Origin of the sequence: Bradyrhizobium sp. SZCCHNPS1003 (assembly GCF_032381555.1) — a bacterium.
Taxonomy (GTDB): Bacteria; Pseudomonadota; Alphaproteobacteria; order Rhizobiales; family Xanthobacteraceae; genus Bradyrhizobium.
The window spans coordinates 129946-154893 of the sequence record NZ_JAUHIU010000008.1; the positions used below are offsets into that span (position 1 = coordinate 129946).

Sequence of the window (24948 nt, forward strand, 5' to 3'; positions counted from 1 at the left end):
CGCATGCGCGGCGGGACAGGGACGACCGTCACCACCCAACCGAGCCGAAGATACGACCATGTCTCCATTCGCAGGATTCCCCTTCCTTCGGACGTCGGGCTCACGGCTGCTGGCCGTGGCCGGCTGTGCTGTCGTCAGCCTGCTGCTGGCCGGCTGCGAGCAGAAGACGGCCGCAACGGCGCCGCCATCCCGGCTGGTGCGGACCGAGGTGGTCAAGCTGTCGGAGCGGCGGCAATCGATCACGCTGACCGGCGACGTCCAGGCGCGCGTGCTCGCGGACCTGTCGTTCCGGGTCAGTGGCCGCGTCACCGAGCGGCTGGTCGAGGTCGGCGCACACGTTAAGGCCGGCCAGTTGCTGGCCAAGATCGACCCGGCCGAGCAGCAGGCCGATCTCGATTCCGCGGAGGCCGCCGTGACGGCTGCGGAGTCGCAGGTCAAGGTCGCGACCTCCAACTTCAACCGGCAGCAGACCTTGTTGTCGAGCGGCTTCACGACACGGGCGACCTTCGACCAGGCCCAGGAGACGCTCCGCACGGCGGAGGGTTCGCTGGAGTCCGCCAAGGCGCAGCTGGGCACGGCCAAGGACGCCCTGACCTATACCGAGCTGCGCGCCGATGCCGACGGCACCATCACCGCGCGCAACATCGAGGTCGGCCAGGTTGCCCAAGCCGCGCAGTCGGTGTTCACGCTGGCCCATGACGGCGCCCGCGACGCCGTGATCGACGTCTACGAGGCTGCGCTGTCGCTCAAGTTCGATGACAGCAAGGTGGCGCTTTCACTGCTGTCGGATCCCTCGGTCACCGCCAAGGGCACGGTGCGCGAGGTCTCGCCGACCATCGATCCGAAGTCCGGCACGGTCCGCGTCAAGATCGCGATCGAGACTCCGCCACCTGAGATGACCCTCGGCAGCGCCGTCAGCGCCACCGGCTTCATCAAGCCGGAGCAGCGCATCGTACTGCCATGGAGCGCGCTGACGGCCGCAGGCAAGACGCCGGCGGTCTGGCTGGTCAATGCCGCCGACAAGTCCGTGTCGCTGAAGCCGATCACGATCGAGGATTATGAGACCGGCGCGATCGTCGTCTCGGCCGGATTGAAGCCCGGCGATCGCGTCGTGACCGATGGCGGCAAGCTGCTCAGCGTCGGACAACAGATCACATTCAACGAGGAGAAGCGGTCGTGATGACGCCGATGCGTTGTGTTCTTCCGCTCGGCGCGCTCGCTCTGCTCGCCGGCTGCAACCAAAAGGCCGCCGCTCCCGAGCCGGTCCGGCCAGTGCTGTCGATGAAGATTGAGCCGCAGGCGGCCAACGGCTCGGCCGTCACCGGCACCGTCGAGCCGCGCTACAAGTCTGATCTGAGCTTCCGAGTCCTTGGACGGCTGATCTCACGTCCCGTTTTCGTCGGCGACATGGTCAAGCAGGACCAGGTGGTGGCGGCGATCGATCCCGCCGCGCTCGAGCTCGCCGTGCGTGCCTCGGCCGCCGAGGTCTCGCGCAGCCAGGCGCAACTGACCAATGCGACCGGCACCGAGGGCCGGCAGCGCACCCTGCTGGAAACCGACGCCACCACCAAGGCGACCTTGGAGAGCGCGGAGCAGTCGCGCGCAGCCGCCCAGGCCTCCGTCGTCAAGGCGCAGTCCAACCTCGCCAAGGCGCGCGAGCAGCTCGGCTACGCCCAGCTCAAGGCGGATTTCGCCGGCATCGTCACCGCGGTCGGCGCGGAAGTCGGACAGGTCGTCTCGCCGGGCGTGAGCGTCGTCACCATCGCGCGGCCCGACGTCCGCGAAGCCGTCATCGATGTCGGCGACGACATCGCCGGCGGCCTGCAGGCCGGCACGCCGTTCACCGTGCGGCTCCAGGTCGATCCCGGCGTCAGCGCGGCAGGCAAGGTCCGCGAGATCGCGCCGCGCGCCGATGCAACCACGCGCACGCGCCGCATCCGCATCACGCTCGACAACCCGCCGGAGATCATGCGCCTCGGCACCACCGTGACCGCCACGCTGGACACCGAGCAGAAGACCGTCATCCGGCTGCCGCGCTCGGCCGTGCTGGAGCAGAACGACAAGAGCTTCGTCTGGCTGATCGATGCGGCCAGTAAGACCGTCAAGCGACAGGAAATCACGATCGCCAGGAACGAGGACGGCAGCGTCCGCGTCACCGGCGGCCTCGACGCCGGACAGCGCGTCGTCACCGCCGGCGTGCACAGTCTCAAGGATGGCCAGTCCGTCCGCATCGATCAGGAATCTCAGCCGTGAAGTCCTTCAACCTCTCCGACTGGGCGCTCGAGCACCGCTCGCTCGTCTGGTATTTCATGATCGCGTTCATGGCCGCGGGTCTCTACTCCTACCTGCATCTCGGCCGTGAGGAGGATCCGTCATTCACCATCAAGACGATGCTGATCCAGGCCAAGTGGCCCGGCGCCTCCGCCGAGGAGATGACACGCCAGGTCACCGACCGCATCGAGAAGAAGCTCGAGGAGCTGCCGGCGCTCGACTATACCAAGAGCCTGACCGTGCCCGGCCAAACCACCGTGTTCGTCAACCTGCGCGACACGACCAAGGCGCGCGATGTCGTTCCGACCTGGCTGCAGGTGCGCAACCTGATCAACGACATCAAGGGCGACTTTCCGTCCGGTGTGATCGGGCCGGGATTCAACGACCGCTTCGGCGACGTGTTCGGCAACATCTACGCCTTCACCAGCGACGGGCTGAGCCAGCGCCAGCTCCGTGACCGCGTCGAAGAGGTCCGCGCCAAGGTGCTGACCGTGCCCAATGTCGGCCGCGTCGACATCGTCGGCGCGCAGAACGAGGTGATCTATCTCGAATTCTCGCCGCGCAAGGTGGCCGCGCTCGGCATCGACCAGCGCACGATCCTGACCGCGCTGCAGGCGCAGAACGCGGTGTCGCCGTCCGGCGTGCTGCAGGCCGGCCCCGAGCGCGTCGCCGTGCGCGTCTCCGGCCAGTTCACCTCCGAGGAGAGCCTCAAGGCGATCAACCTGCGCATCAACGACCGCTTCTTTCCGCTCACCGACGTCGCCACCATCACCCGCGGCTATGAGGACCCGCCGACGTCGCTGTTCCGCTTCAACGGCCAGCCGGCGATCGGGCTTGCCATCGGCATGAAGGCGGGCGCCAACCTGCTCGACTTCGGCGAGGCGCTGAAGGAGGAGATGGCGAAGGTCGTGGCCGACCTGCCGGTCGGCGTCGGCGTGCATCTCGTCTCGGACCAGCCCAAGATCGTCGAGGAAGCCGTCGGCGGCTTCACCAAGGCACTGTACGAAGCCGTCATCATCGTGCTGGCGATCAGCTTCGTCAGCCTCGGCGTGCGCGCGGGCCTCGTCGTCGCGATCTCGATCCCGCTGGTGCTCGCGATCACCTTCCTGTTCATGAACTACACGGGCATATCCCTGCAGCGCATCTCGCTGGGCGCGCTGATCATTGCGCTCGGCCTCCTGGTCGACGACGCCATGATCGCGGTCGAGATGATGGTGGCGAGGCTCGAAGTGGGCGACAGCCTGCGCAAGGCAGCGACCTATGTCTACACCTCGACCGCGTTCCCGATGCTGACGGGAACGCTGGTCACGGTCGCCGGCTTCATTCCGATCGGCCTCAACAACAGCGCCGCCGGCGAGTTCACCTTCACGCTGTTCGTCGTGATCGCGGTGTCGCTGGTCGTGTCGTGGATCGTCGCCGTGCTGTTCACGCCGCTGCTCGGCGTCTCCATTCTGCCCGCGACCTTGCCGAGTCATCATGCCGAAGGCGGCCGGCTGACGCGGATCTTCCGCGCCATGCTCAATGCCTGCATGCGGCACCGCTGGACCACGATCATCGCCACGGTGCTGATCTTCGGCCTCTCCGTGTTCGGCATGCGCTTCGTGCAGCAGCAGTTCTTCCCCTCCTCCGACCGCAATGAGCTCGTCATCGACTTCAACCTGCCGCAGAACTCCTCGATCGCCGAGACCAATGCGCAGATGGCGCAGTTCGAGCAGGAGGCGCTGAAGGGCGATCCCGACATCGACCATTGGTCGACCTATGTCGGCTCCGGCGCGCAGCGCTTCGTGCTGTCGTTCGACGTGCAGCCGGCCGACGTGTCGTTCGGCCAGATCATCATCGTCACCAAGAGCCTCGAGGCGCGCGACCGTGCCCGCGCCAAGCTGCAGGCCTATCTGACCAAGACGTTCCCCGGCACCGACGCCTATGTGCATTTGCTCGACATCGGCCCGCCGGTCGGCCGCCCGGTGCAGTATCGCGTCAGCGGGCCCGATGTGGCCAAGGTGCGCGAGATCGCGCAGGAATTGGCCGGCGTCCTGCGCGGCAACAGCCATCTCGGGGCCGTCATCTTCGACTGGATGGAGCCGGCGCGCGTCGTGAAAGTCGACGTGCTGCAGGACAAGGCGCGCCAGCTTGGCGTCACCTCGGAGGACATCGCCAACGCGCTGAACGGCGTGCTCGACGGCACCTCGATCACCCAGGTGCGCGACGACATCTATCTGATCGACGTTCGCGGCCGCGCCCAGGCCAAGGAACGACAGTCGCTGGAGACGCTGCGCGATCTGCAGCTGTCCGGATCGAACGGCCAGTCGATCCCGCTCGCGGCGCTGGCGACCCTGCGCTACCAGATCGAGCAGCCGGAGATCTGGCGCCGCTCGCGGCAGCCGACGCTGACCCTGAAGGCCAGCGTGATCGATCAGGTGCAGCCCAACACGGTCGTCGATCAGCTCAAGCCGGCGATCACGGCCTTCGACGCCAAGCTTCCGGCCGGCTACAAGGTCGCCACCGGCGGCAGCGTCGAGGAGAGCGCCAAGAGCCAGGCGCCGATCATCGCGGTCGTCCCGATCATGCTGTTCACGATGGCGACCATCCTGATGCTGCAGCTGCAAAGCTTCCAGCGTCTGTTCCTGGTGTTCGCGGTGGCGCCGCTGGCCCTGATCGGCGTCGTCGCGGCGCTGCTGCCGAGCGGCGCGCCGCTCGGCTTCGTCGCCATCCTCGGCGTGCTCGCGCTGATCGGCATCCTGATCAGAAACTCGGTGATCCTGATCGTGCAGATCGAGCATCTGCGCGAAGAAGGACGGCCGCCGTGGGAGGCCGTGATGGAGGCGACCGAGCACCGCATGCGGCCGATCATGCTGACGGCGGCCGCAGCCTCGCTGGCGCTGATCCCGATCGCGCGCGAGGTGTTCTGGGGCCCGATGGCCTATGCGATGATGGGCGGCATCATCGTCGGCACAGTGCTGACCTTGCTGTTCCTGCCGGCGCTCTACGTCGCCTGGTTCCGCATCAAGGCGCCGGATAACACCGCGGCTCCGGAGGCCACGCCGCACGGCGTGTAAGACGACGAAGGGCGGGGAATCGCAGATAATTGCATGGGATAAGCCGTCCGCGTGGGTTAAACGCCACGCGGCGGCCGGTTAGATTCGGCCTTCATGGAAGGATGCGAATCATGACCGATCCTCAGATCGTCTGCCCCTCCTGCCGTACCGAGATCAAGCTGACCGAGCAGCTCGCAGCGCCCTTGATCGCGGAGACGCGCCGGCAGTTCGAGAAGCAGCTCCAGGCGAAGGAAGCCGATTTCGGCCGCCGCGAGGCGCAGCTCAAAGCGGCGCAGGAGCAGATCGCCCAGGCCAAGGCCGCGATCGATCAGCAGGTCGCCGCCAAGCTGAAGGCCGAGCGCGCCGCGATCGCCCAGGCCGAGGCGGCGAAGGCCCGCCAGGCCGTTGCGGACGAAATGGGCAACCGCGACCGCCAGCTCGCCGAGCTGCATGAGGCCATCGTCAGCAAGGACGCCAAGCTCGCCGACGCCCAGAAGGCGCAGGCCGAGATGATGCGCAAGCAGCGCGAGCTCGACGAGGCCCGCCGCGAACTCGATCTCACCATCGAGACCAAGGTGCAGGAGAGTCTCGTCGCCGTGCGCGACAAGGCGCGGCTCGAGGCCGAGGAAGGACTGAAGGCGAAGGTCGCCGAGAAGGAAACCCAGATCGCCGGCATGCAGCGCCAGATCGAGGAGCTCCGCCGCAAGGCCGAGCAGGGCTCGCAGCAGCTTCAGGGCGAGGCGCTCGAGATCGAGCTAGAGTCACAACTGCGCGCGCGCTTCCCCCGCGACCTTGTCGAGCCGGTGCCGAAGGGCGAGTTCGGCGGCGACGTGATCCATCGGGTCGTGGCCCCCAGCGGCCAGGTCTGCGGGGCGATCCTGTGGGAATCCAAGCGCACCAAGAACTGGAGCGATGGCTGGCTGGTCAAGCTGCGCGACGACCTGCGCGCCGCCAAGGCCGACATCGCGCTGATCGTCTCGAGCGCGCTGCCCAAGGGGGTCGACGGCTTCGACCTGATCGACGGCGTCTGGGTCGCCGAGCCGCGCTTCGCGCTGCCACTGTCGCTGGCACTGCGGCAGTCGCTGATCGACGTCGCCTGCAGCAAGCTCGCGCAGGAGGGCCAGCAGACCAAGATGGAGATGGTCTACGCCTATCTCACGGGCCCCCGCTTCCGCCACCGCATCGACGCCATCGTCGAGCGCTTCACCGAGATGCAATCGGACCTCGACCGCGAGCGCAAGACGATGATGCGGCTCTGGGCCAAGCGCGAGGAGCAACTGCGCGGCGTGCTGGATTCGACGGCGGGACTGTATGGCGACCTGCAGGGCATCGCCGGCCGGGCGATGCAGGAGATCGAGAGCCTCGACGTGCTGCTGATCGAGGGCAAGAGCGAGGCGGCGGAGTAGCGCGCGCCGGCCGCGCCGATCCGAGGTGTGCCAGCACCGCACCGCGCCTATGCTTTCCTACGCGGCCGCGTCTCGCATTCCCATGGCATGCGGATGCAGATAGCCGCTACTGCTTCGCCATCTGTGTGCTCGCCTGCGCGTCCCTTTGCACAGCACCCTTGTCGACCCATTCCGGTGGTGCGCCCAGACGGTTGGCGACCATGCCGATGACTCCAGGATCCCTGCCGAACGCCTCACATGCCGCATTCTTCGGCTTGCCGCCGAGCGCCGCGCCGATCCGTTCGATCGACGGCAGCTTCGGCACCTTGCCGAACGGGGTCTCGCCGGTCACCAGCATCTGGCCGAAATCGGCGCTGAACGAACCTGCCAAATCGTAGGCATCGCCGGCCTGCGACAGCACCGGCGAGTTGGTGAACGAATTGGCGCCGCGCGCCCATACCATTGCGGCCTGCTGCCGGCCCTTGCGGTCGAGCGCCTCAGCCTCGATCGTGAGACTGCCGAGCCCGATCGGCAGCCGCGGCACCGGAACGGGAACGCCGAGCGCGCCCGGCACGGCCGACACGACCTTGGATGCACCGGCGGCAACCGGATCGGTCGGCGTCGCCTGGGTGATGAAGGTGCGCGTCGTCAAATCGGCCCTCTGATTGGGCGCCACGACCGTGAAACGTTCGCTCAGGTTGAGACACAGCGCGCGGTCGACGGCGTTGGCGACGAGCTGCCGCTGCGGGTCCGTCAGCACCGCGCCGGCCTGGCCCGAGAAAGATGTCGGCGTGATACGCACGGTCTGCGCCGCGAGCACATTGTCCTTGTCGACGTTGAGCAGCGACTTGGCGAGCACGCCGTTCGATTCCGCCAGCGACTGATAGGATGCGAGCGCACCGCTCTGCGTCATCGGCGCCGTGGCGCAGCCCGACAGGCCGAGGGCCGCGCACAGCATCGCCAGGCGGATGGTGGCCGGGGTGCATGATCTCACGAAAGCCGCGACGTCGATTTCGACCATGCCCGGACCGCCTCACGCCGACCAATCTGCGCGCCCCTCGCGAGCGGCGCCATGTTTCTCCTAGGAAAATCCGGACAGCGTGGGGCGGAAGCATGGAGAGATGTTACGCAACGCCACCAACCAAGGAGAGAGTGCGGCAAGCGCGTCCGCGGTCCGCCACCTGCGCCGGCGGACTCAAAATCCGCTGGTGATGGCGACGACGCCCGACACGGCCAGGACGGCGCCCAGCCAGGCGGCCGGCGCGGGCCTGAGCCCGGTGCTCCACCACAGCAGCGGCAGGATCATGACAGGGGTCGTCGACGACAGGCTGGAGACGATCCCGACGGGCCGGCTGGTCAGCGCAAACAAGACGAGTGTCATGCCGACGCCCATCCCCAGCACACCGCTCAGCGCGGACCGCATGACGACCGATCGATCCACTGCGAACGAGCTGCGGAAACGCGGCATGACGGACAAGGCGACCAAAGCAGCCAATCCGATCGCGGCGCGAATTGACGTGGCCAATGCCGGATCCAGACCCGCGGCCATCACGGGACGCGCCATCAGGACAGCGGCCGCCGCGAACAGCGCGGCCGCCAGACCGAACAACAAACCTGCTCCGACCGAGCCGTGCGCTTCCTGAGCGACCGCGACAGGCTGTCGAAAGACGATCGCGACCCACACGCCGCTCACGATACACCCCACGCCCGTCATCTTGATCGTGGACAGCGTCTCACCGAGCAGGAGATAGCCGAGCACGGCCGCGAATGCGGCCCAGCTGGCGTAGACGACAGCGGTCAGGCGCGGCCCCAGCCGGGCCAGCGCCGCATAGAAACAGGAATCCGCGACGACGACGCCGAGCAGGCTCGATGCTGCCAGCATCAGCAGCTGATCACCGGGCGGCGCGGCCCAGTGGCCTCGCAGCGTCACCAAGGCCAGCATGCTCAAGAGCGCCGCCGCAAGGCGGATCGCGTTGAACCTGACGGGACCGAGTTGGCGGACGGCCGACGGCGCGATGATGTTGCTGACGGCGATGCTGAAAGCGGCCGCCAGCGCGGCCAGATCGTGAAGCATCATCGGCGGCACGCCGGTCGGCCGAACACCTCACGCGGCACGGCCAAGCCAGGCGCGCATCTTCTGGGCCAAGGTGAGGCGCGGCTCTCCCGCCGATGTCCCGTTGCCGACCGGATCATCGGCAGCTTCGCGATCCGCATCGGAAGGCTGCGGCTCGGAGCTGCCCGTCTCTCGTGTCGGCACGGCGCCGGCTGCGCCGCCACGCGTCGCCGGACGGTCCGGAACGAGCGATTTGATCGCGGCCACGACAGCTTCCACCCGCTCGACATCCTCGGGCACGCGCTCCGCCTCGGCGGGCTGCGGCGCGATCGTCGCGCCGACCTCGGACAGCGCCTCCGTCTCCGACCGGTCCGGCCGAGCCTCCGGCGCCGCTGCTGTGGCCGCCGCTGCCGGCGTTGGTGCGATCTCCGGCGCGGGCGCGTCGTGCTCGGCTGCGGTGACGACGGCGATCTCTGCAGGCGGCGCAGGCGGCTCGCTGACGCGGCTGCGGCGCTTCTTCGCCACGGCAGACTTTTCGGCGACGGCGGCCTTCTCCGCCACGATCTTTTCAGCTGCCGCCGGGGTCTTTTCCACCGTTCTGGCCACCTCCGGCGCCGGCTTCGCCCTGGTCTTGCGGATCAGTCCGGCCAGCGCGTAGGGCCCGACCATCTCCAGGAACGTCCTTTCATGATCGCGCGACAGCCGCGCGACCGCGGCATCGAGCAGCAGCCAGTCGACGGCGCGGACGTCGTCCATCAGCGGCTGCGACGGCTCGTCGGCCGCTTCCATGCGCCAGTAATGCACGACCTTGGAACGCGTGCCGGTGTCGACGACCAACGTGCCGAGGAACTCGTGCACGGTGACCTTGTGGCCGGTTTCCTCCAGCACCTCGCGCTTGGCAGCGTCGCGCGGCGTCTCGCCGTCGTCGAGCTTGCCCTTGGGCAGCACCCATTCGTCGCGCTTGCGCAGGCGCACGACCGCGATGCGCGGCGGCTGTTCCCGCCGCAGCACGATGCCACCTGCCGCCATGATCGGCGCTCTCGCCATCGCCTCTCCCGAGCCGCAACGACCGCAACTCCCGCGGTCCGATTCGCCAGTTGAACGCTCCGATATAGGACTGCGCAACGACGAAATCGAGATTCCGCAAGCGTGGACCTGACATTCATCCGGCGGCGACGCGCCTGCGCCACAGTGGCTGTCCGGCGCGGATGCGGGCGCCTTCCGTCACATTGGGGCAGAACGTGAAGTCGCCGGGCGCGAGCAGGATGATCGTCGAGCCATGCTCGAACCAGCCGAGCTCGTCGCCCTTGCGCACATTGTTGTTACAGGTGTAGGCGAGCGGCCGCTCGGTCTGCGCGTTCAATACGCGGTCCAGCGCATGCAGGCGGATGCTCGCCACCAGGATCGCGGCGACCGGCACGATCGTGAGCGGCTCGCCGGAAGCGAGATGGGTGCGGATCACCGCGCGCTCGTTCTTGCAGAACAGCCGCTCGACCCGCTTCAGCGCGATCGGATTGACGTTCCAGACGTCGCCATGGATCAGGCTGACATGCTCGATCGTCATGTCGGCCGGCGCGTGGAAGCGGTGATACATGCTCGAGGTGAGGCGCAAGGTGACGAAGCAGCCGTTGCGATGGGTCTCGACGACAGCGGGATCGGCGACCAGATCACGCAGCGAATAAGGCGCGCCCTTGATCTGATAGAGTTCGCCGTCCTTGATCAGGCCGTGGGCGCCGATGATGCCGTCGGACGGGCTGGTGACCATGGCGGGATCGGGATCGAACGGCCGCAGGCCCGGCTTCAGCTCGCGCGTGAAGCAGGCGTGCAGGCTCTTGAAGCGGCTCTCCTTGGCCTCGGAGAGATCGAGGTCGGAGAACAGCTTCCACAGCGCGATCGAGGCGTCGCGGACGAGCGGAGTCTCGATCTTGGAGAACCAGCCCATGAAGCGGGTCAGCGCGGCGCGCGGCACGCGGTTGGTGAGCAGGAAGTTGAGGTCTTCCTGTTGGGTGACGGAGGCGATCAGGCTTTTGACTGTCATGAATCTGTCAGCAGGAGGGGTTAGCGCTTTTGGACATGATGGAAAACTCGATTCCTTATGTATCGCTCGCCGTTGGCGCTGCCGTGACGGCAGCCGTCGCCCCGAAGGTCAAGGCCCGCATCGAATTGTCGCGCGCCAAGCACCGCTCGCTGGCCGGCCATTCCAAGATGTCGCGCCGGATCTCGAAGCTGATCCCGCGCTATGAGTTCGACATCGACGACTTCTTCCGCTCCGACGGCGCTCCGCCGGATGTCGCGACCCAGCGGCAGGATGGCTTCTTCCGGCTCGGCACGCTGTTCCAGGAGAAGTTCGCCAAGAGCCGCGCGCTGACGGCGGAAGCCGCGAGCCGCATCTCCGATCTGCAGTTCACGCAGTCCTACCGCGTGCCGTTCCAGTACAGCCGGCTGGTCAAGGAGCAGCTCGGCGCCGGCTCGTTCATGCAGGCCTCCTCCGGCGTGACCCTGACCGATCTCGACGGCAACCGGTTCTACGATCTCACCGGCTCCTACGGAGTCAACATCTTCGGCTACGACTTCTACAAGGAGTGCATCGCGGCCGCCGAGCGGCGGGCGAGCGCGCTCGGCCCGGTGCTCGGGCTCTATCATCCGGTCGTCGCGGACAACGTGAAGCGCCTGACCGAGCTGTCCGGCATGGATGAGGTCTCGTTCCACATGTCCGGCACCGAGGCGGTGATGCAAGCCGTGCGGCTCGCCCGCTACCACACCGGCCGCAGCCATTTGGTGCGCTTCGCCGGCAGCTATCACGGCTGGTGGGGCGACGTGCAGCCCGGCGTCGGCAATCCGATCGCGCCGCACGAGACCTACACCTTGGCCGAGATGTCCGAGCGCACCCTGCACGTCCTGCGCACGCGGCGCGACATCGCCTGCGTGCTGGTCAACCCGCTGCAGGCGCTGCACCCGAACGGAAATGCGCCCGGCGATTCGGCACTGGTGGATTCCTCGCGCAAGGGCCGCTATGACCGCGAGGCCTATGCCGCCTGGCTGAAGCAGCTGCGCGAGGTGTGCACCGAGCGCGGCATCGTGCTGCTGTTCGACGAGGTGTTCCTCGGCTTCCGGCTCGCGCCGGGCGGCGCGCAGGAGTATTTCGGCGTCAAGGCCGACATGGTGACCTACGGCAAAAGCCTCGGCGGCGGCCTGCCGATCGGCGTGGTCTGCGGCAAGCGCGAGCTGATGCGCCGCTTCCGCGACGACCGCCCGGCCGACATCTGCTTCGCCCGCGGCACCTTCAACTCGCATCCTTACGTGATGGCGGCGATGGACGAGTTCCTGAGCCGGCTCGACAGCCCGAACTTCCGTGCCATCTACGACGGCCTCGACGAGACCTGGAACGGCCGCGCCGCGCAACTCAACGCCGCACTGGCCGAGCACGAGCTGCCGGTGCGCGTGTCCAATCTGCAGTCGATCTGGCTGGTCGAGTACCCCGTGCCGTCGCGCTACAATTGGATGCTGCAGTACTACCTGCGCGCCGAGGGCCTGGCGCTGAGCTGGGTCGGCACCGGCCGCTTGATCTTCAGCCTGAACTACACCGATGCCGATTTCGCCGAGGTGACCAGGCGCTTCGTCATGGCAGCCGAGAAGATGAAGCAGGACGGCTGGTGGTGGAACGACGGCACCCTCACCAACAAGACGATCAAGCGCCAGATCCTGAAAGAGATGCTCGGCGCCGTGGTCAGACGCTGAGCTCGCTGCCACCCTCCCCTGGAGGGGGAGGGTCGCTTCACGGGGCGCGCAGCGGCGCGTGAGGCGGGGTGGGGTGATCTCTCGACGCAGTTCAGTGCTCGTGGAGAGATCACCCCACCCCGACGCCGGCTGCGCGCGCGTCGACCCTCCCCCTCTAGGGGAGGGTGGCACCGCCGCTTCGGCTTCGGGCGCGATCGATCTCACTTTGGCCTTCCCACAAACACCGATGCCCGGGACCGGCCCGGGCATCGCGCAACTCAAACGCAGCGTCCGGCTCAGGCGTGCTGCTCTTCGAGGCTCTCGCCCATCAGGTGCAGGCCGGGGTCGATCAGCTCGCCGCGCAGCAGCGCCAGCGGGGCCGAGCGATACTGCACGAAATCGTTGAACGGGTCGGTGATGATCTTGGTCATCCAGACGAGGCCGGTTTCGACGTCACGGATGAAGAACAGGTGCACGGTGCGGAACAGCAGCCCGCCGATGCCGATCACGAGCCACAGCTTGGCGGTCTCGCGCACGAAATCCATCGCCGAGGTCCAGGGCGACAGCAGGCCGAACAGGGTCGGCTGCAGATAGAGCACCACGGGAGCCGCGGCCCAGATCGACATCAGCACGACCTTGCGCTGCAGATTGTAGCCGACCTTGATCTCTTCCTTGTGTTCGTGGGTCGCCTGGTTGACGTGGTCGTAGCCCTTCGGCTCGAAGAAGAAGTGGCCCGCCTGGCGCGAGGTCATCGACACCAGCCAGCCGATCAGCGCCGAGACCAGCGGATCGAACACCATCATCACGTAGGCGATCATGAAGCTGAGCGCGCTGACGAAGTGGAGGCTCTGGTTGATGCGGCTGTGATGATAATAGCGGTGGTCGTCCCAGCGCTGGATCCGCAGCTGCTCCAGGAAATGCTTGATCATGGTTGCTCCGAAGAATGAGTTGCAGGTCGTGTACAGGGATTCGGTGTAGATCGTGTGACATCATCAAGATGTCACACGATCGGACGCAGCGAGACGTTGGGGACTACGGAGAACGCCGCAGCGGCGGCAGAGGGCTGCCGCGGCTCAGGCCGCGGCGGCACGCTCCAGCTTGCGGAAACGGACCAGCGAGAAATGGCCGAGCGGCGGGATCAGGCGGCGTTCGACCAGCTCCATGCGCTCGGCGCCGGCGAGCCAGCGGAGATAGCGCGACCAGCCGAACTCGGCGGTGCGGAAGCCGAGACGGCGGACCACCGGCTGCAACGCCTGCTCGATGACGCGGCGCAGGCCGTCGTCGGCGCTGACGCGGGTCAGGATGATCAGCTCGCCGCCCGGGCGCAGCACGCGCGCGAATTCGTCGAGCGCGACCTCCGGGTTCGGTACGGCGGTGACGACATATTGCGCCATCACGACGTCGAAGGAGTCGTCGGGGAAGTCGAGCTGCTCGGCGTCCATCACCGCGAGGCCCTCGACGTTTTTGAGCCGCTGGTCGGCGACGCGGCGCATCGCCTTGCCGAGCATCGCCTCGGAGATGTCGGTGCCGAACACGCGCACATGCGGCGCATAGAGCGGCAGCGAGATGCCGGTGCCGACGCCGACCTCGAGCACGCGGCCGCCGAGCTTGTTGGTGGCTGATATCGCGGCCTTGCGGCCCTTCTCGAACACGCCGCCGAACACGAGGTCGTAGATCGGTGCCCAGCGGTCATAGGCCTGCTCGACCTGCTCGCGATCGAAGTCGAGCTCCCGCGCGCCGTCGAGCTTCATGGTTTCTGCCATCGTTACATCTCACTTGGTTTGGAATTGATGGAGTGACGCAACATCTGCCGTCAGCCGCGCACGGCGCTCTGACCGGCCAGCACCGGGGTCGGACGCACGACGCGGGACGGCTGCAGCACGGCGAGATTGCCGATGAACTGGCGCGCGCTGTTCTCCCAGGAGCGGTCGAGCGCAAATGCGCGGCAGGTCTCCCGCGACATCGTCAGCGCCTTCAAACATGCTGCGCGCAGATCCCAGTCGATCGCTCCGATCGGATGATCGGCGATGACGTCGAGCGGACCGGTCACTGGGAAGGCCGCGACCGGCGTGCCGCAGGCCAGCGACTCCAGTTGCACCACGCCGAACGTATCGGTCAGGCTCGGAAACACGAAGACGTCGGCGGCGGCCATGTGCGCGGTCAGATCCTTGCCGGTCTTCTCGCCGAGGAAATGCGCCGTCGGAAACCGGCGCTCCAGCTCCGCCTTCTGCGGGCCGTTGCCGATCACGACCTTCGAGCCGGGCAGATCGAGCGACAGGAACGCCTCGAGGTTCTTCTCGACCGCGACGCGGCCGACCGTCATGAACACCGGACGCGGCAGATCGAGCGTGACAGGCTCATCCGGATTGAACAGTCTCGTATCGACACCCCGCGTCCAGAAGCCCAGCTTCTTGAAGCCGCGCGAAGCGAGATCCTGCTTCAGCGAATTGGTCGCCACCATGGTCATCGCAGCCGCATCATGGAAGCGGCGCATCACCCAGTAGCCGACGGCATCGGGGATGCCGGTGCGCACCGAGACATATTCCGGAAAGCGCGTCGTGTAGGACGTCGTGAACGGCAGGCCGTGGCGCAGACAGTAGCGGCGCACCGCCCAGCCGATCGTGCCTTCGGTGGCGATATGAATCGCATCCGGCGCGGCGGACTCGATGCGCCGGGCGATCTCGCGGCCGTTGGTCACGGCGAGCCGCAGGCCCGGATAGGTGGGCACACCGAACGATGGAAAGCCTTCCGGCGTAAGGAAGGTGATGTCGGCACCGAGGCCGGCGGCCGCGCGCGCCAGCGAGGTGAGCGTGCGCACCACGCCATTGACCTGCGGGTGCCAGGCGTCGGTTGCGATTAAGATCCGCATAAGGCGATCCGGAAAGTTGCAGCGATTCTGAACGGCCGCAAATTCCGACATTGTTATTTCAGGCGTGTGACGTCATCGAACTGTCGAAGGGTCTTTTTGCCCGCCCGCCGCTATTTTCCCCGCGATCCGTGGCGGCGTCGCACAGGCGCTGTCGTGAAACCGTCATGAAACAAACGGTTAAGCCGACGAAACCGTTTTGCGTGCAGCGCGCAAACGCAACGAAACTTTTCTCCCCTATGAGTTGCAGCATCAGGCGTGGGTCGAAGCGCCACAAAGAATGATGACAGGCAGCCGATTTTGACGACGCCGGCCGAGACAATGGCGGCGCGCACCAAGCGATCAAACAAGGGGACGTCCATGTTCACGCCAGGCACAGTCCGTTCGCCATCCCGCATCCTGTTCGGTGCTCTGATCGTCGGCACGATCGTTGCCACAACGCCGACGCTGGCCGCGCCCCCGGCCCCGCTCCCCTTCCCTTTCCTGCTGCAGCCGCCAGTGGCGACCTACGAGCCGCCGGCAACGACGCCGCAACGGATCACGCCGCGCGAGGACGAGGCGACCGCCTATGAGTTGCCCCCGCGCCTGCGCCGCCAGGTCGTGAGCTACGCGACCCGCGAAGCGCCCGGCACGATCATCATCGACACACCAAACAAGTATTTGTACTACGTTCTCGGCAACGGCCAGGCGATGCGCTACGGCATCGGCGTCGGCCGTGACGGATTCACCTGGTCGGGCGTGCAGTCGGTGACCAGGAAGGCCGAATGGCCGGACTGGACGCCGCCGCCGGAGATGATCGTGCGTCAGCCCTATCTGCCGCGTCACATGGCCGGCGGTCCCGGCAATCCGCTCGGCGCCCGCGCGATGTATCTCGGCGGCACCGTCTACCGCATTCACGGCACCAACGCGCCCGAGACGATCGGCACGCATGTGTCGTCGGGCTGCATCCGCCTGACCAATCAGGACGTGATCGACCTCTATTCCCGCGTCGGCGTCGGCGCCAAGGTGATCGTGCTGCCGATGGAGCGCCGCGCCGATCTCGGCCGCATGACCCGCTGACCTGCGCGGGCCGCACTGCTCGTTCCTTCTCCCGGATCCTCCCTGACTGGACCGCCGAGGCCCGAAAGCCGCGGCGGTCATTTCTTTGCGCACATTTCGCCATTCACCATCACGGCCGATTGATGGTGGCCTGCTTCATCGGCTGCCCTGGCGCGCCTCCGTCCGGCCCTGTAAGCTGGGCAATCTTGCATGAACCGCGATCTCGCCGCTTCCGGCACGAGCCGGCCCGTGGCAACTGGAGTCCGTGGATCCGACATGAATCTTCCGACGCCGCGACCGGATTGGCAAAGCAGACCTCATCCGCTCGCTCCGAGACCGCAGCAGCCACGGCGGCGCTCGCCGCCCCGGCTGCGGATGATCCTGATCGGCGCCGCCGGCCTTGCCGCCGTCGTGCTGATCGGCATCATCATCGCGGAGGTGTTTCTGTTCTCGGGCAGCACGCCGGCGCCGCAACTGACCCAACTGCCGCCGCTGCCGCCGGCCACGCGCAACTCGATCATCATGACGCCTGTGTCGATCTCGCTCGGCGCGATTCGTGACGCCGCCGAAAAGGCCGCGCCGCGCAACTTCTCCGGCAAGGCCGACAACCCCGTCAACCAGATCCTGCAGAACGCCGACATCGGCTGGACGGTCACCCGCGGCGTCATCGCCGCCACCGGCACCCAGGACACATTGTCCCTGGCGACGCCGCTCTCGGGCCGGCTGAACGTCACCGGATCGCTGTCCGCCAAGGCGACCGGCGCGCTCGGCGATGCCATCGGCGGCCTGCTCGGCTCGGATGCCGCCAAGCAGATCGGCGGCATCAACATCAAGAATCTGAACGCCACCGCCGACATCAAGGGCAACGTCCTGATCGCGATGCGGCCGCGGCTCGCCGCCTCATGGTATGTCGAGCCGAATTTCGCCGCCCAGGTCAATCTCGGCGACACCGCGCTGACCGTGGCGGGTGCCCGCGTCAACGTGCCGGCCCAGATGAAGCCGATCATCGACAAGACCGTCAATGAGCAACTCAGCGCGCTCAGCGACAGGCTGCGCAAGGACCCGACCATCCGACGCGTGGCGCAGGCGCAATGGGCCCGCGCCTGTCGCTCGGTGCCGCTGCAGGGCACCGCGCCCGGACTGCCCGCCGTCTGGCTCGAGATCAAGCCGACGCGCGCGTTGGCCGCGCAGCCCGCGATCGATGCCAACGCAGTCAGCGTCACCATGGGAATCGAAGCGGAGACCCGGGTCACGGCGGCCGAGACCAAGCCGGAGTGTCCGTTCCCCGATAAGATTACGATCATTCCGCCCACCGCCGGAACTATCAATGTCGCGGTTCCGATCGACGTCCCCTTCACCGAGCTCAGCAAGCTCGTCGATTCGCAACTTGCGGGGCGGACGTTCCCTGAGGACGGCTCCGGCCCGGTCGCGGTCACCGTCAAGCATGCGACCGTCGTGCCCTCGGGCGACCGGCTGCTGATCTCGCTGCAGGTCAAGGGCAAGGAGAAGGAGAGCCTCTTCGGCTTCGGCGCCGATGCGACCGTGCACATCTGGGGACGCCCCATGGTGGATCAGGCGCAGCAGATTCTGCGGCTGTCCGACCTGCAGCTCGCCGTCGAATCCGACGCGGCATTCGGCCTGCTCGGCGCCGCCGCTCGCGCCGTGGTGCCGCATCTGCAACGCGCGCTGCTGGAACGTTCGGTGGTCGATCTCAAGCCTTTCGCCGACAACGTCCGCGACAAGATCGCCACGGCGGTCGCCGAGCTGCAGAAGAACGAGAACGGCATCCGCGTCGATACCGACATCAACAATCTCGCTTTGACCGACATCGCCTTCGACGCCACCGTGCTGCGCGTGATCGCCTCGGCGGAGGGCACGATGTCGGTTCGAGTCAATACATTGCCAGGACTGTAACGGCCCGTTGCTACGCCTGGACGACGACGCCTTGCCGAAGCCGGCGGCAATTCGTGATCCTCGACGGCCGAGGCCACTTCAGGAGCAGGACATGGGAAGCCAAATGGATGGCGCCGTTAGTCTGGCGATCGACAAATAGACGGACGCGAGGCATCGACGGCTTCGTCATCATTCCGCTTCACGACCGATCTGGTATTATCATCCGCAAGCGCATAGCCGGGCCGTCATGCGCGGCGCGGACGCGAGACGGGACCGTGGCGCTCCCGCCACTGCGCGGGCTTGACGCGCTCTCACGAAAGCAACACGGCGCAGAGAGATGTCGTCGGGCCCTTTCCGCGCGCCCGTCGCAGGAAACATTCCGTAACAAAATTCTTCGCAAAACGCCGCGATTCTAGGTCACTTGTCGGTATGGCCCAGACACAACCACACATTCTTGTCGTCGAGGACGACCGCGAGACGCGGACGCTGATCGCAAAATATCTGCGCAACAATGCCTGCAACGTGACCACCGCGACCGACGGCCGCGAGATGACCCGCATCATGGGCGACCACCGTGTCGATCTCCTGATCCTCGACGTGATGCTGCCCGGCGAGGACGGCCTGACCTTGTGCCGCAAGCTGCGCGCGGAGTCGCAAGTGCCGATCATCATGCTCACCGCGCGCGGCGAGGACGTCGATCGCATCCTCGGACTGGAGATGGGCGCCGACGACTATCTGCCGAAACCGTTCAATCCGCGCGAGCTGCTCGCCCGCATCAACGCGGTGCTGCGCCGGCAGGCGGCCGCGATGACGGCGAGCGCAACCGAAGGCGCGACCGCGCTGAGCTTCCTCGGCTGGACGATCGACTTCCGGCTGCGCGAGCTGCGCAATCCCGAGGGCGCGCGCGTGGCGATGACCAGCGCCGAGTTCGATCTGCTCCGCACCTTCTGCGAGCGGCCGGGCCGCGTGCTGTCACGCGACAGCCTGCTCGACCTGACGCAGGGCCGCAGCGCCGGCTCGTTCGAGCGCTCGATCGACGTGCTGGTCAGCCGCATCCGCCGCAAGATCGAGCCAGACCCGCAGGAGGCCACCATGATCAAGACCGTGCGCTCCGGCGGCTACATGTTCACGCCCGTCGTCGAGGTGGTGACCGGCCCGCAAAGCCATTGACCATCGGATCGAATGGCGATGTCATGATGTCGTTCGGCTTTCTCAACCTCAAGGGAATCCGCGGCCAGATCACGGCGCTGGTGGCCATTTCGATCGTGGCGCTCCATGCCATCATCACGGCGACGTTCCTGATCTATCGTGCCGAGCAGCCCGACCCCGAAAACGAGGTCGGGCCGTTTCAGCTCGCGACGGCCATCCGCATTCTTGGCCGCGCCCCTGCTGCCGAACGACCTCGGCTGATCTCCGACATCGCTCGTGCCTATCCTGAGTTCGAGCTCAAGCCTCACGCGGGACCTCTGCCGGGTGATCCCGGTCGCCTGCACGAGCCGGCCGGCCCCGACGTCGGCGCCGGGAGCGGTGGCGACGAGCGCCGCCCGGCCCCTCCGGAGATGGCTGACGGACGGCCTCACGGTCCAGGCGGCTTTCACGGCCTTGGCCCAGGCTATCGCATCTTCATGCCGCCGCCCGGCTCCCAGACGCGCACCGTCATCTTCGCTCTGCCCGATGGCAACATGGTCTCGGCCCGAATGGTCGACCGGCCGCACCGGCCGCCGTTCTGGGGTGCGCCCTGGCTGACGACGATCATGTTCGCGCTGATCAGCATGACGCTGCTCGGCCTGTGGGCCGCGCGCGCACTGACATCGCCGCTGTCGGGCTTCGCGAAGGCCGCCGAGAATTTCAGCCTCGACGGCGATGCGCCGGAATTGCCCGAGCGCGGACCGGAGGAGATCCGATCGTTGGCGCGCGCTCTCAACCGGATGCGCCAACGCATCACGGCGCTGATGAACGACCGCACCAAGATGCTGGCGGCCATCAGCCACGATCTGCGGACACCGCTGACCCGCATGCGGCTGCGCTGTGAGTTCGTCGAGGACGAGCTGCAGCGCAGCCGCATGCTGGCCGATCTCGATCAGATGCATGCGATGCTGGGCTCGGTGCTGTCGTTCCTGCGCAACGGCCGCAAGCTCGAGCCGATGACGCTGGTCGATATCGCGAGCATCCTGCAGCTCGTCGCCGACCAGTTCGCCGACGTCGGCCACAGCGTCACCTACATCGGCCCGGCGCACGCAATGGCGACGGTGCGGCCCGACGACCTGATGCGCTCGGTCACCAATCTGGTCGAGAACGCCGTGAAGTACGGCAAGGAAACGGTCATCAGGTTAACTGCGTCGGGGAAGCGCCTGACGATCGATGTGGAGGATGACGGACCCGGGATCGCCGATGCGCGCAAGCCCGACATGCTGGAGCCGTTCGTGCGCGGCGACGATGCCCGCAACATGGACGAGGCCACCGGCTTCGGGCTTGGCCTGTCGATCGCGAAGGCGATCGTCCAGGCTCATGGCGGCGAACTGTCGCTGCACGATCGCAGGCCGCACGGGCTGATCGCCCGCATCGAGCTGCCGCTCGGCCAGACCACCTTGCGCCCCGCAGCATGACGCGCGAACGCGCCCGGACAAGCCGGGCGCGCCGCGATCGAGACGAGCAGCTATTTTCGTCGGCGATGCCGTTACTGGGAGTACTTGAACTCGGGCATCGACTTCAGCTGGTCCTTGGTCGCGTTGATCATCGCGTGATCGGGATACCAGCGGTTCTTCGTGGAGCTCATCGACGAGGACGAAGTGCCGGTGGCCGCACCAGTCGTGGTCGTGGCCGGCGGCGTGGTCGACGACGTGGTGCCGGAGGCCGGGGCATTCGACGCAGTGCTTGCCTGAACCGGCTGATCCGAGAACTTGATCTGATCGAACGAGACGGCGACGAGGTGCTCGCCCATGCCGAGGAAGCCGCCGACGCCGATCACGACACCCTTGACCGCGCCGCTCTTGTCGACCAGCAGGTCGTCGATCGAGCCGACATTCTCGTTGTTGTTGTTGTAGACCTTCACGCCAACGAGCTTCGAGCTGCGCCAGTCGCCCTGATACGACGCCGCGGTCGTATCGGCGCGGATCGTGGTGCTGGTCGTCGTGGTGGTGCTCTCCGCAGCAAACGCCGCGGTCGCGAGCAACAGGGAACCGGCGAGGCCGGCCGCAACAGTTTTCATCACCATGTGGTGTCTCCTCTCAATGTGTATGGTGACGAGAGAACTGCAACCGCCCCCCAGCGTTCCGTGGGAACTACGATTTCGTCATTTTGCGCGACAAGCCGCCTCGGTGCAGCGCGACAACGTCGCTTTGTGACACTCGGGAGCGCCGGGCCGGCGAGCTGAAGCTGGAATCGCGTTTGAGGAGAGCGTTCGACTGGGAGCCCGTGCAACCGGAGGAGCCGCCCCTCACGGCAGAGGACTGCGAGTCGGTGGTCTTCGTTGAGCTGCGCGCGTCGAGCACGGATCCCGCAACGCGGTTCGATGCTCACCTCCCGCAGGTCAATCGCATCTGGAAGAGGCTGGCAGCCCGATACGCCCGCCTGCGGCGGGCTCCTCGGGACGAGGGCTGCTTGGCAAGATCCAAGCCCTCACAAATCCAAGCCCTCGTGGTGAGCGTCTCGAACCAGGGGGCCACGACGGCTCAACCCATAGGAGATTGCCCTGTCCGCCGACTGTGTCAGGGCCATCTCATTCGGGACGTCAATCGACGAAAACTCCGAGCTTCGATATTTCCGAGAGAGCGGCGCATTCTGAATCAGCTACGCGGCCATCGCGCCGTCCTCATCGACGGCCTCGGCATAGAACGCGATGGTCTCGTAGCGATAGTCGCAGAGACGGCAGTGCCAGAGATAGGCGGTGCGCCGCCCATCCTTCTCGACCCAGGCCGGCAGCGCGATCGGCTCGCCACATTGGGCGCAGGGATTGTTGCGCGGCAGGTCGAGGACGCGCATCGCGGATTGCGCGTTGTCGGAATTGCGAAACTGGATGTCGGCTGCCTTCACGGCCATGACGCGCTCCCTCTCTGTTCAGTCTTCTTGAATGAGTCAGGCATGCTGTCGAACTGACGGGCGGGATCATAGCCGCGCAGCGGCTGATTTGCACGCGCCGGGATGCCGCGCGACATCCGACCTCACGAGGATGGGATCCGAGGATGGGATCAATCCGTTTGATTCAATTGCCTCCGGAAGTGACCGCCGGTTCCGCGACATGGCGGGCGCCTGGATTACGCAGATGGATGGTGGCGATATCGTCGGCATAAACCTTCTGCCAGCCGTCGACGTGATCGAGCAGCTTGGTCGCCGCACTCTGCGTGCGCAGCAGGGTCGCCTCGATGTCGTAGTCCTTGAGCAGGCGGAACAGATTGTCCGGCTCCATCAGTCCGGAGGCGGCATTGTGATCGACGAAGAACTTTTCGCCGTAGAGCTCGGTGCGGCCGTCTATGAACGGCGCGACACCGGCTGAGATCAGGTAGCCGCCGAAATCATAGTCGTTGAGGACCCGCGTGAGGTTGAGCTTCTTCAGCTCGGTCACGGCTGCGACCGGGGTGCCGCGCATGTTCGGCGTGTAGTTCAGGATCGAGGCCGATGCGATGGTGCCGGCGCCGAGCGCGAGCATCACCGCCGCCGTCAGCGCGGCTCCCGACGCGCGCGCCTGCGGCAGCACGGGCAGCGCGCCCGCCTGCCGGGCCAGCGGCGCGGCGAGCACCAGCGGGCCGACCAGCGCCAGGATCTCCGCCGCGCGCGCCTGCGCCAGCGCCATGTGCAGCAGGCCGAGCAGCATCAGGATGCGCACCGGCGGCAGCCTGAGGCCGTGGAACAGCGCGAACCCGATCGCGATCAGCAGGCAGATCTCGAACGGGCCGAGGCCCTGGAAATCGGTCGCCTTCCATTCCACGATCAGCGGCAGCGCCTGTCCCAGCGACAGGATCTTCTGCGACGCCAGCAGCGCGTTCCAGCCATAGGGCGTGCAGCAGCTCGCCGCCAGCGCGAGCGCCGCAAACCCCGCCCAGCGCAGCGCCAGGCCGCGGCGGGCCGGGGCATCGGCATCGACCAGCGAGTCGAGCGCGGCGGGCGCGATGAAGAACAGGCCGAACACGAAGCCGCCATGCAGATTGGCCCATAGCGCGATCAGCAGCGCCAGCGGCCATGGCGGCGCGGCCTTGCGATCGGCGGCGTCGATCAGACCGGCGATCCAGGCGACCAGGATGGGAAACGCCAGCACATGCGGCCGCGCCAATAGATGCGGCAGGCAGAGCAGGAACGCCGCGACCACGAACACCAATGTCGTGCTGTCGCGCAGATGCCGGCCGAGCGCACGCGCGAACAGCGCAAAGGACAGCGCAATCGCCGACGCCGCCAGCACCATCGGTCCGGTCCAGCCGGCGAACTTGTAAGCGGCGGCATAGGCGACCTGCGCCAGCCATTGCGTGGAGATCCACGGCGCGCCGCGCATGGTGAAGGAATAGACGTCGACCTCGGGCACCGTGCGGTGGTCGATGATCCACTGCCCCACCGTGATCTGCCACAACGTGTCGGGATCGTTGAGCAGCCGGTTGCCGGAGATCAGCAGCAGCGCATAGACGCCGGCGCCGACCCACAGCGGCAGCAGCGCCTGCGCGCGCCCGGCGGTCGCTTCGGTGTGGGTGACGGACAGCGTCATCGCGGCATGGCCCCATTGGCGGAATTGCTCCGCCAGCCAAGCATGCACGGTATAATTCGCGGTAAACCGCCGGCGCATCCGGACTCGACCCGGCGTCTTCGCCCCATTCCTGCCACATTATCGCCCGGCGTTTGCGCCAATTACGGTGTGCAAAGTGTAAAGCGCGTGCTGGGGGACTACTCGGCATGCGTGTGGTTCCCGGGGGATCCTGACACATGAGACGTCTCGTGCTGACGGCCTGCATTGCAGGCTTCGCGATGGCTGGTCCCGTGCCGTTCGCCATGGCTGCCGATGATGCGAGCACCGCATCGGAGAGTGCAGCCAAACCGAAGGCCGGCAAGGTCAAGCTCGCCCATGTCCGCTCTGACGGCACCAGGGAGCTGGCCGTACGCAGCGCGGTGACCAAGGCCGCGCGCGAGGTCGAGGCGATCGAGGCCGTCAGCAGCGCCGACACCTCGCCGCCGATGGACGCCAATGCCTCAGCGCCAGCCGACACCGATGCCGCTGCGGCCGAGCCCCGCGAGGCCGAGCGCAAGGCGGCCGAAGCCAAGCCGCGCCACATCGACAGCGGCCATCCGCATATCGACGCGCTGGTGGCGGTGCACGCCGCCGCCAACAACATTCCGGAATCGCTGATCCACCGCGTCATCGTGCGCGAGAGCAAATACCAGAAGGACCTGGTCGGCCGCTGCGGCTGCATCGGCCTGATGCAGATCAAGCTCGGCACCGCGCGCGGCCTCGGCTACACCGGCGACGCGCAGGGCCTGCACGATCCGAACACCAACCTCACCTATGGCGTGCGCTATCTCGCCGGCGCCTACCGTGCCGCCCGCGGCGACCACGACCGCGCCGTGCTCTACTTCGCCAGGGGCTATTACGAGGAGGCCAAGCGGCAGCGCCTGGCTGACGCGCGGCCCGCCGGCCGCTCCGAGCGGACGAGCGCCCCGCTCGACATCACCCCGAAGATTGCGACCGGCCGCCACGCGCGGGCGCACTGATCG

The 24948-nt window shown here is 66.9% G+C and carries 20 protein-coding genes; 10 read left to right on the forward strand and 10 right to left on the reverse strand.

From position 1 onward, the window contains the following. Positions 1 to 58: 58 nt before the first annotated feature. The 4 genes from QX126_RS14895 (at position 59) to QX126_RS14910 (ending at position 6712) form a co-directional block, all read left to right on the forward strand. Positions 59 to 1180 carry an efflux RND transporter periplasmic adaptor subunit gene (locus tag QX126_RS14895; RefSeq protein WP_315781912.1) on the forward strand — a complete coding sequence of 374 codons (1122 nt, stop codon included), beginning with the start codon at positions 59 to 61 and terminating at the stop codon, positions 1178 to 1180. After that, on the forward strand, positions 1177 to 2253 hold the full coding sequence (locus QX126_RS14900; protein ID WP_315781914.1) for an efflux RND transporter periplasmic adaptor subunit: 1077 nt from the start codon (positions 1177 to 1179) through the stop codon (positions 2251 to 2253). The genes QX126_RS14895 and QX126_RS14900 overlap by 4 nt, the downstream gene beginning before the upstream one ends. After that, positions 2250 to 5327 carry an efflux RND transporter permease subunit gene (locus tag QX126_RS14905; RefSeq protein ID WP_315781916.1) on the forward strand — a complete coding sequence of 1026 codons (3078 nt, stop codon included), beginning with the start codon at positions 2250 to 2252 and terminating at the stop codon, positions 5325 to 5327. The genes QX126_RS14900 and QX126_RS14905 overlap by 4 nt, the downstream gene beginning before the upstream one ends. 110 nt (positions 5328 to 5437) lie before the next feature. Beyond that, positions 5438 to 6712 (forward strand): DUF2130 domain-containing protein, encoded by a 1275-nt coding sequence (locus QX126_RS14910; RefSeq protein ID WP_315772005.1) that lies wholly within the window; start codon positions 5438 to 5440, stop codon positions 6710 to 6712. Positions 6713 to 6818: 106 nt separating this feature from the next. Here the strand turns inward: QX126_RS14910 and QX126_RS14915 are convergent, their stop codons facing one another. The 4 genes from QX126_RS14915 to asd form a co-directional block, all read right to left on the reverse strand. Next, positions 6819 to 7712 carry a DUF3313 domain-containing protein gene (locus tag QX126_RS14915; RefSeq protein WP_315781917.1) on the reverse strand — a complete coding sequence of 298 codons (894 nt, stop codon included), beginning with the start codon at positions 7710 to 7712 and terminating at the stop codon, positions 6819 to 6821. 174 nt (positions 7713 to 7886) lie between these two features. Continuing rightward, positions 7887 to 8768, reverse strand: a complete 882-nt coding sequence (locus QX126_RS14920; RefSeq protein WP_315781919.1) for a DMT family transporter — start codon at positions 8766 to 8768, stop codon at positions 7887 to 7889. Between the two features lie 27 nt (positions 8769 to 8795). Continuing rightward, the gene (locus QX126_RS14925; protein ID WP_315775985.1) at positions 8796 to 9791 is read right to left on the reverse strand and encodes an NUDIX hydrolase; all 996 of its coding nucleotides are present in this window, start codon (positions 9789 to 9791) and stop codon (positions 8796 to 8798) included. 115 nt (positions 9792 to 9906) lie between these two features. Continuing rightward, entirely contained in the window at positions 9907 to 10782 is an 876-nt protein-coding gene (gene asd / locus QX126_RS14930) for an archaetidylserine decarboxylase (protein ID WP_315738558.1), read from the reverse strand. A gap of 35 nt (positions 10783 to 10817) precedes the next feature. On the opposite strand from asd, the gene QX126_RS14935 reads away from it, so the two are divergent. Beyond that, complete coding sequence (locus QX126_RS14935; protein WP_409999099.1) at positions 10818 to 12482, forward strand: aminotransferase class III-fold pyridoxal phosphate-dependent enzyme; 1665 nt, start codon at positions 10818 to 10820, stop codon at positions 12480 to 12482. Positions 12483 to 12757: 275 nt separating this feature from the next. Here the strand turns inward: QX126_RS14935 and QX126_RS14940 are convergent, their stop codons facing one another. The 3 genes from QX126_RS14940 to QX126_RS14950 form a co-directional block, all read right to left on the reverse strand. Further along, positions 12758 to 13390 carry a hypothetical protein gene (locus QX126_RS14940; RefSeq protein WP_315775983.1) on the reverse strand — a complete coding sequence of 211 codons (633 nt, stop codon included), beginning with the start codon at positions 13388 to 13390 and terminating at the stop codon, positions 12758 to 12760. Between the two features lie 144 nt (positions 13391 to 13534). Further along, a complete protein-coding gene (locus QX126_RS14945) occupies positions 13535 to 14224 on the reverse strand; it encodes a class I SAM-dependent methyltransferase (RefSeq protein ID WP_315738560.1) in 690 nt (229 codons plus the stop codon). 50 nt (positions 14225 to 14274) lie between these two features. Next, positions 14275 to 15330: a glycosyltransferase family 1 protein gene (locus QX126_RS14950; protein WP_315781921.1), complete on the reverse strand. Its 1056-nt coding sequence runs from the start codon at positions 15328 to 15330 to the stop codon at positions 14275 to 14277. Between the two features lie 357 nt (positions 15331 to 15687). Between QX126_RS14950 and QX126_RS14955 the strand changes: the two genes are divergently transcribed. The 4 genes from QX126_RS14955 to QX126_RS14970 all read left to right on the forward strand — a co-directional run bounded on the left by QX126_RS14955 (position 15688) and on the right by QX126_RS14970 (position 20864). Continuing rightward, positions 15688 to 16386 (forward strand): L,D-transpeptidase, encoded by a 699-nt coding sequence (locus QX126_RS14955; protein WP_315781922.1) that lies wholly within the window; start codon positions 15688 to 15690, stop codon positions 16384 to 16386. 255 nt (positions 16387 to 16641) lie between these two features. Then, positions 16642 to 18279, forward strand: a complete 1638-nt coding sequence (locus QX126_RS14960; protein WP_315738563.1) for a DUF4403 family protein — start codon at positions 16642 to 16644, stop codon at positions 18277 to 18279. Positions 18280 to 18687: 408 nt separating this feature from the next. Then, positions 18688 to 19428: a response regulator gene (locus tag QX126_RS14965; protein WP_315717811.1), complete on the forward strand. Its 741-nt coding sequence runs from the start codon at positions 18688 to 18690 to the stop codon at positions 19426 to 19428. 23 nt (positions 19429 to 19451) lie between these two features. After that, positions 19452 to 20864, forward strand: coding sequence for an ATP-binding protein (locus QX126_RS14970; protein ID WP_315738732.1), 1413 nt, complete (start codon positions 19452 to 19454; stop codon positions 20862 to 20864). Between the two features lie 71 nt (positions 20865 to 20935). Here the strand turns inward: QX126_RS14970 and QX126_RS14975 are convergent, their stop codons facing one another. The 3 genes from QX126_RS14975 to QX126_RS14985 all read right to left on the reverse strand — a co-directional run bounded on the left by QX126_RS14975 (position 20936) and on the right by QX126_RS14985 (position 23947). Then, positions 20936 to 21472: a PRC-barrel domain-containing protein gene (locus tag QX126_RS14975; RefSeq protein ID WP_315738564.1), complete on the reverse strand. Its 537-nt coding sequence runs from the start codon at positions 21470 to 21472 to the stop codon at positions 20936 to 20938. Between the two features lie 575 nt (positions 21473 to 22047). Beyond that, positions 22048 to 22296, reverse strand: a complete 249-nt coding sequence (locus tag QX126_RS14980; RefSeq protein ID WP_315738565.1) for a hypothetical protein — start codon at positions 22294 to 22296, stop codon at positions 22048 to 22050. Between the two features lie 163 nt (positions 22297 to 22459). Then, a complete protein-coding gene (locus tag QX126_RS14985) occupies positions 22460 to 23947 on the reverse strand; it encodes a hypothetical protein (RefSeq protein WP_315782110.1) in 1488 nt (495 codons plus the stop codon). Positions 23948 to 24162: 215 nt separating this feature from the next. Here QX126_RS14985 and QX126_RS14990 point away from each other — a divergent pair, with 215 nt between their 5' ends. Then, entirely contained in the window at positions 24163 to 24945 is a 783-nt protein-coding gene (locus tag QX126_RS14990) for a lytic transglycosylase domain-containing protein (RefSeq protein ID WP_315781924.1), read from the forward strand. Positions 24946 to 24948 lie beyond the last annotated feature (3 nt).

What these genes read in the sequence shown, in the direction of transcription:
- QX126_RS14940 (WP_315775983.1), bottom strand. Translation starts at nt 13,390, where the DNA reads ATGATCAAGCATTTCCTGGAGCAGCTGCGGATCCAGCGCTGGGACGAC.
- QX126_RS14985 (WP_315782110.1), bottom strand. Translation starts at nt 23,947, where the DNA reads ATGACGCTGTCCGTCACCCACACCGAAGCGACCGCCGGGCGCGCGCAG.
- QX126_RS14910 (WP_315772005.1), top strand. Translation starts at nt 5,438, where the DNA reads ATGACCGATCCTCAGATCGTCTGCCCCTCCTGCCGTACCGAGATCAAG.
- QX126_RS14970 (WP_315738732.1), top strand. Translation starts at nt 19,452, where the DNA reads ATGATGTCGTTCGGCTTTCTCAACCTCAAGGGAATCCGCGGCCAGATC.
- QX126_RS14955 (WP_315781922.1), top strand. Translation starts at nt 15,688, where the DNA reads ATGTTCACGCCAGGCACAGTCCGTTCGCCATCCCGCATCCTGTTCGGT.
- QX126_RS14920 (WP_315781919.1), bottom strand. Translation starts at nt 8,768, where the DNA reads ATGATGCTTCACGATCTGGCCGCGCTGGCGGCCGCTTTCAGCATCGCC.
- QX126_RS14945 (WP_315738560.1), bottom strand. Translation starts at nt 14,224, where the DNA reads ATGGCAGAAACCATGAAGCTCGACGGCGCGCGGGAGCTCGACTTCGAT.
- QX126_RS14925 (WP_315775985.1), bottom strand. Translation starts at nt 9,791, where the DNA reads ATGGCGAGAGCGCCGATCATGGCGGCAGGTGGCATCGTGCTGCGGCGG.
- QX126_RS14960 (WP_315738563.1), top strand. Translation starts at nt 16,642, where the DNA reads ATGAATCTTCCGACGCCGCGACCGGATTGGCAAAGCAGACCTCATCCG.
- QX126_RS14980 (WP_315738565.1), bottom strand. Translation starts at nt 22,296, where the DNA reads ATGGCCGTGAAGGCAGCCGACATCCAGTTTCGCAATTCCGACAACGCG.
- asd (WP_315738558.1), bottom strand. Translation starts at nt 10,782, where the DNA reads ATGACAGTCAAAAGCCTGATCGCCTCCGTCACCCAACAGGAAGACCTC.
- QX126_RS14915 (WP_315781917.1), bottom strand. Translation starts at nt 7,712, where the DNA reads ATGGTCGAAATCGACGTCGCGGCTTTCGTGAGATCATGCACCCCGGCC.
- QX126_RS14975 (WP_315738564.1), bottom strand. Translation starts at nt 21,472, where the DNA reads ATGGTGATGAAAACTGTTGCGGCCGGCCTCGCCGGTTCCCTGTTGCTC.
- QX126_RS14950 (WP_315781921.1), bottom strand. Translation starts at nt 15,330, where the DNA reads ATGCGGATCTTAATCGCAACCGACGCCTGGCACCCGCAGGTCAATGGC.
- QX126_RS14965 (WP_315717811.1), top strand. Translation starts at nt 18,688, where the DNA reads ATGGCCCAGACACAACCACACATTCTTGTCGTCGAGGACGACCGCGAG.
- QX126_RS14935 (WP_409999099.1), top strand. Translation starts at nt 10,818, where the DNA reads ATGATGGAAAACTCGATTCCTTATGTATCGCTCGCCGTTGGCGCTGCC.
- QX126_RS14895 (WP_315781912.1), top strand. Translation starts at nt 59, where the DNA reads ATGTCTCCATTCGCAGGATTCCCCTTCCTTCGGACGTCGGGCTCACGG.
- QX126_RS14990 (WP_315781924.1), top strand. Translation starts at nt 24,163, where the DNA reads ATGAGACGTCTCGTGCTGACGGCCTGCATTGCAGGCTTCGCGATGGCT.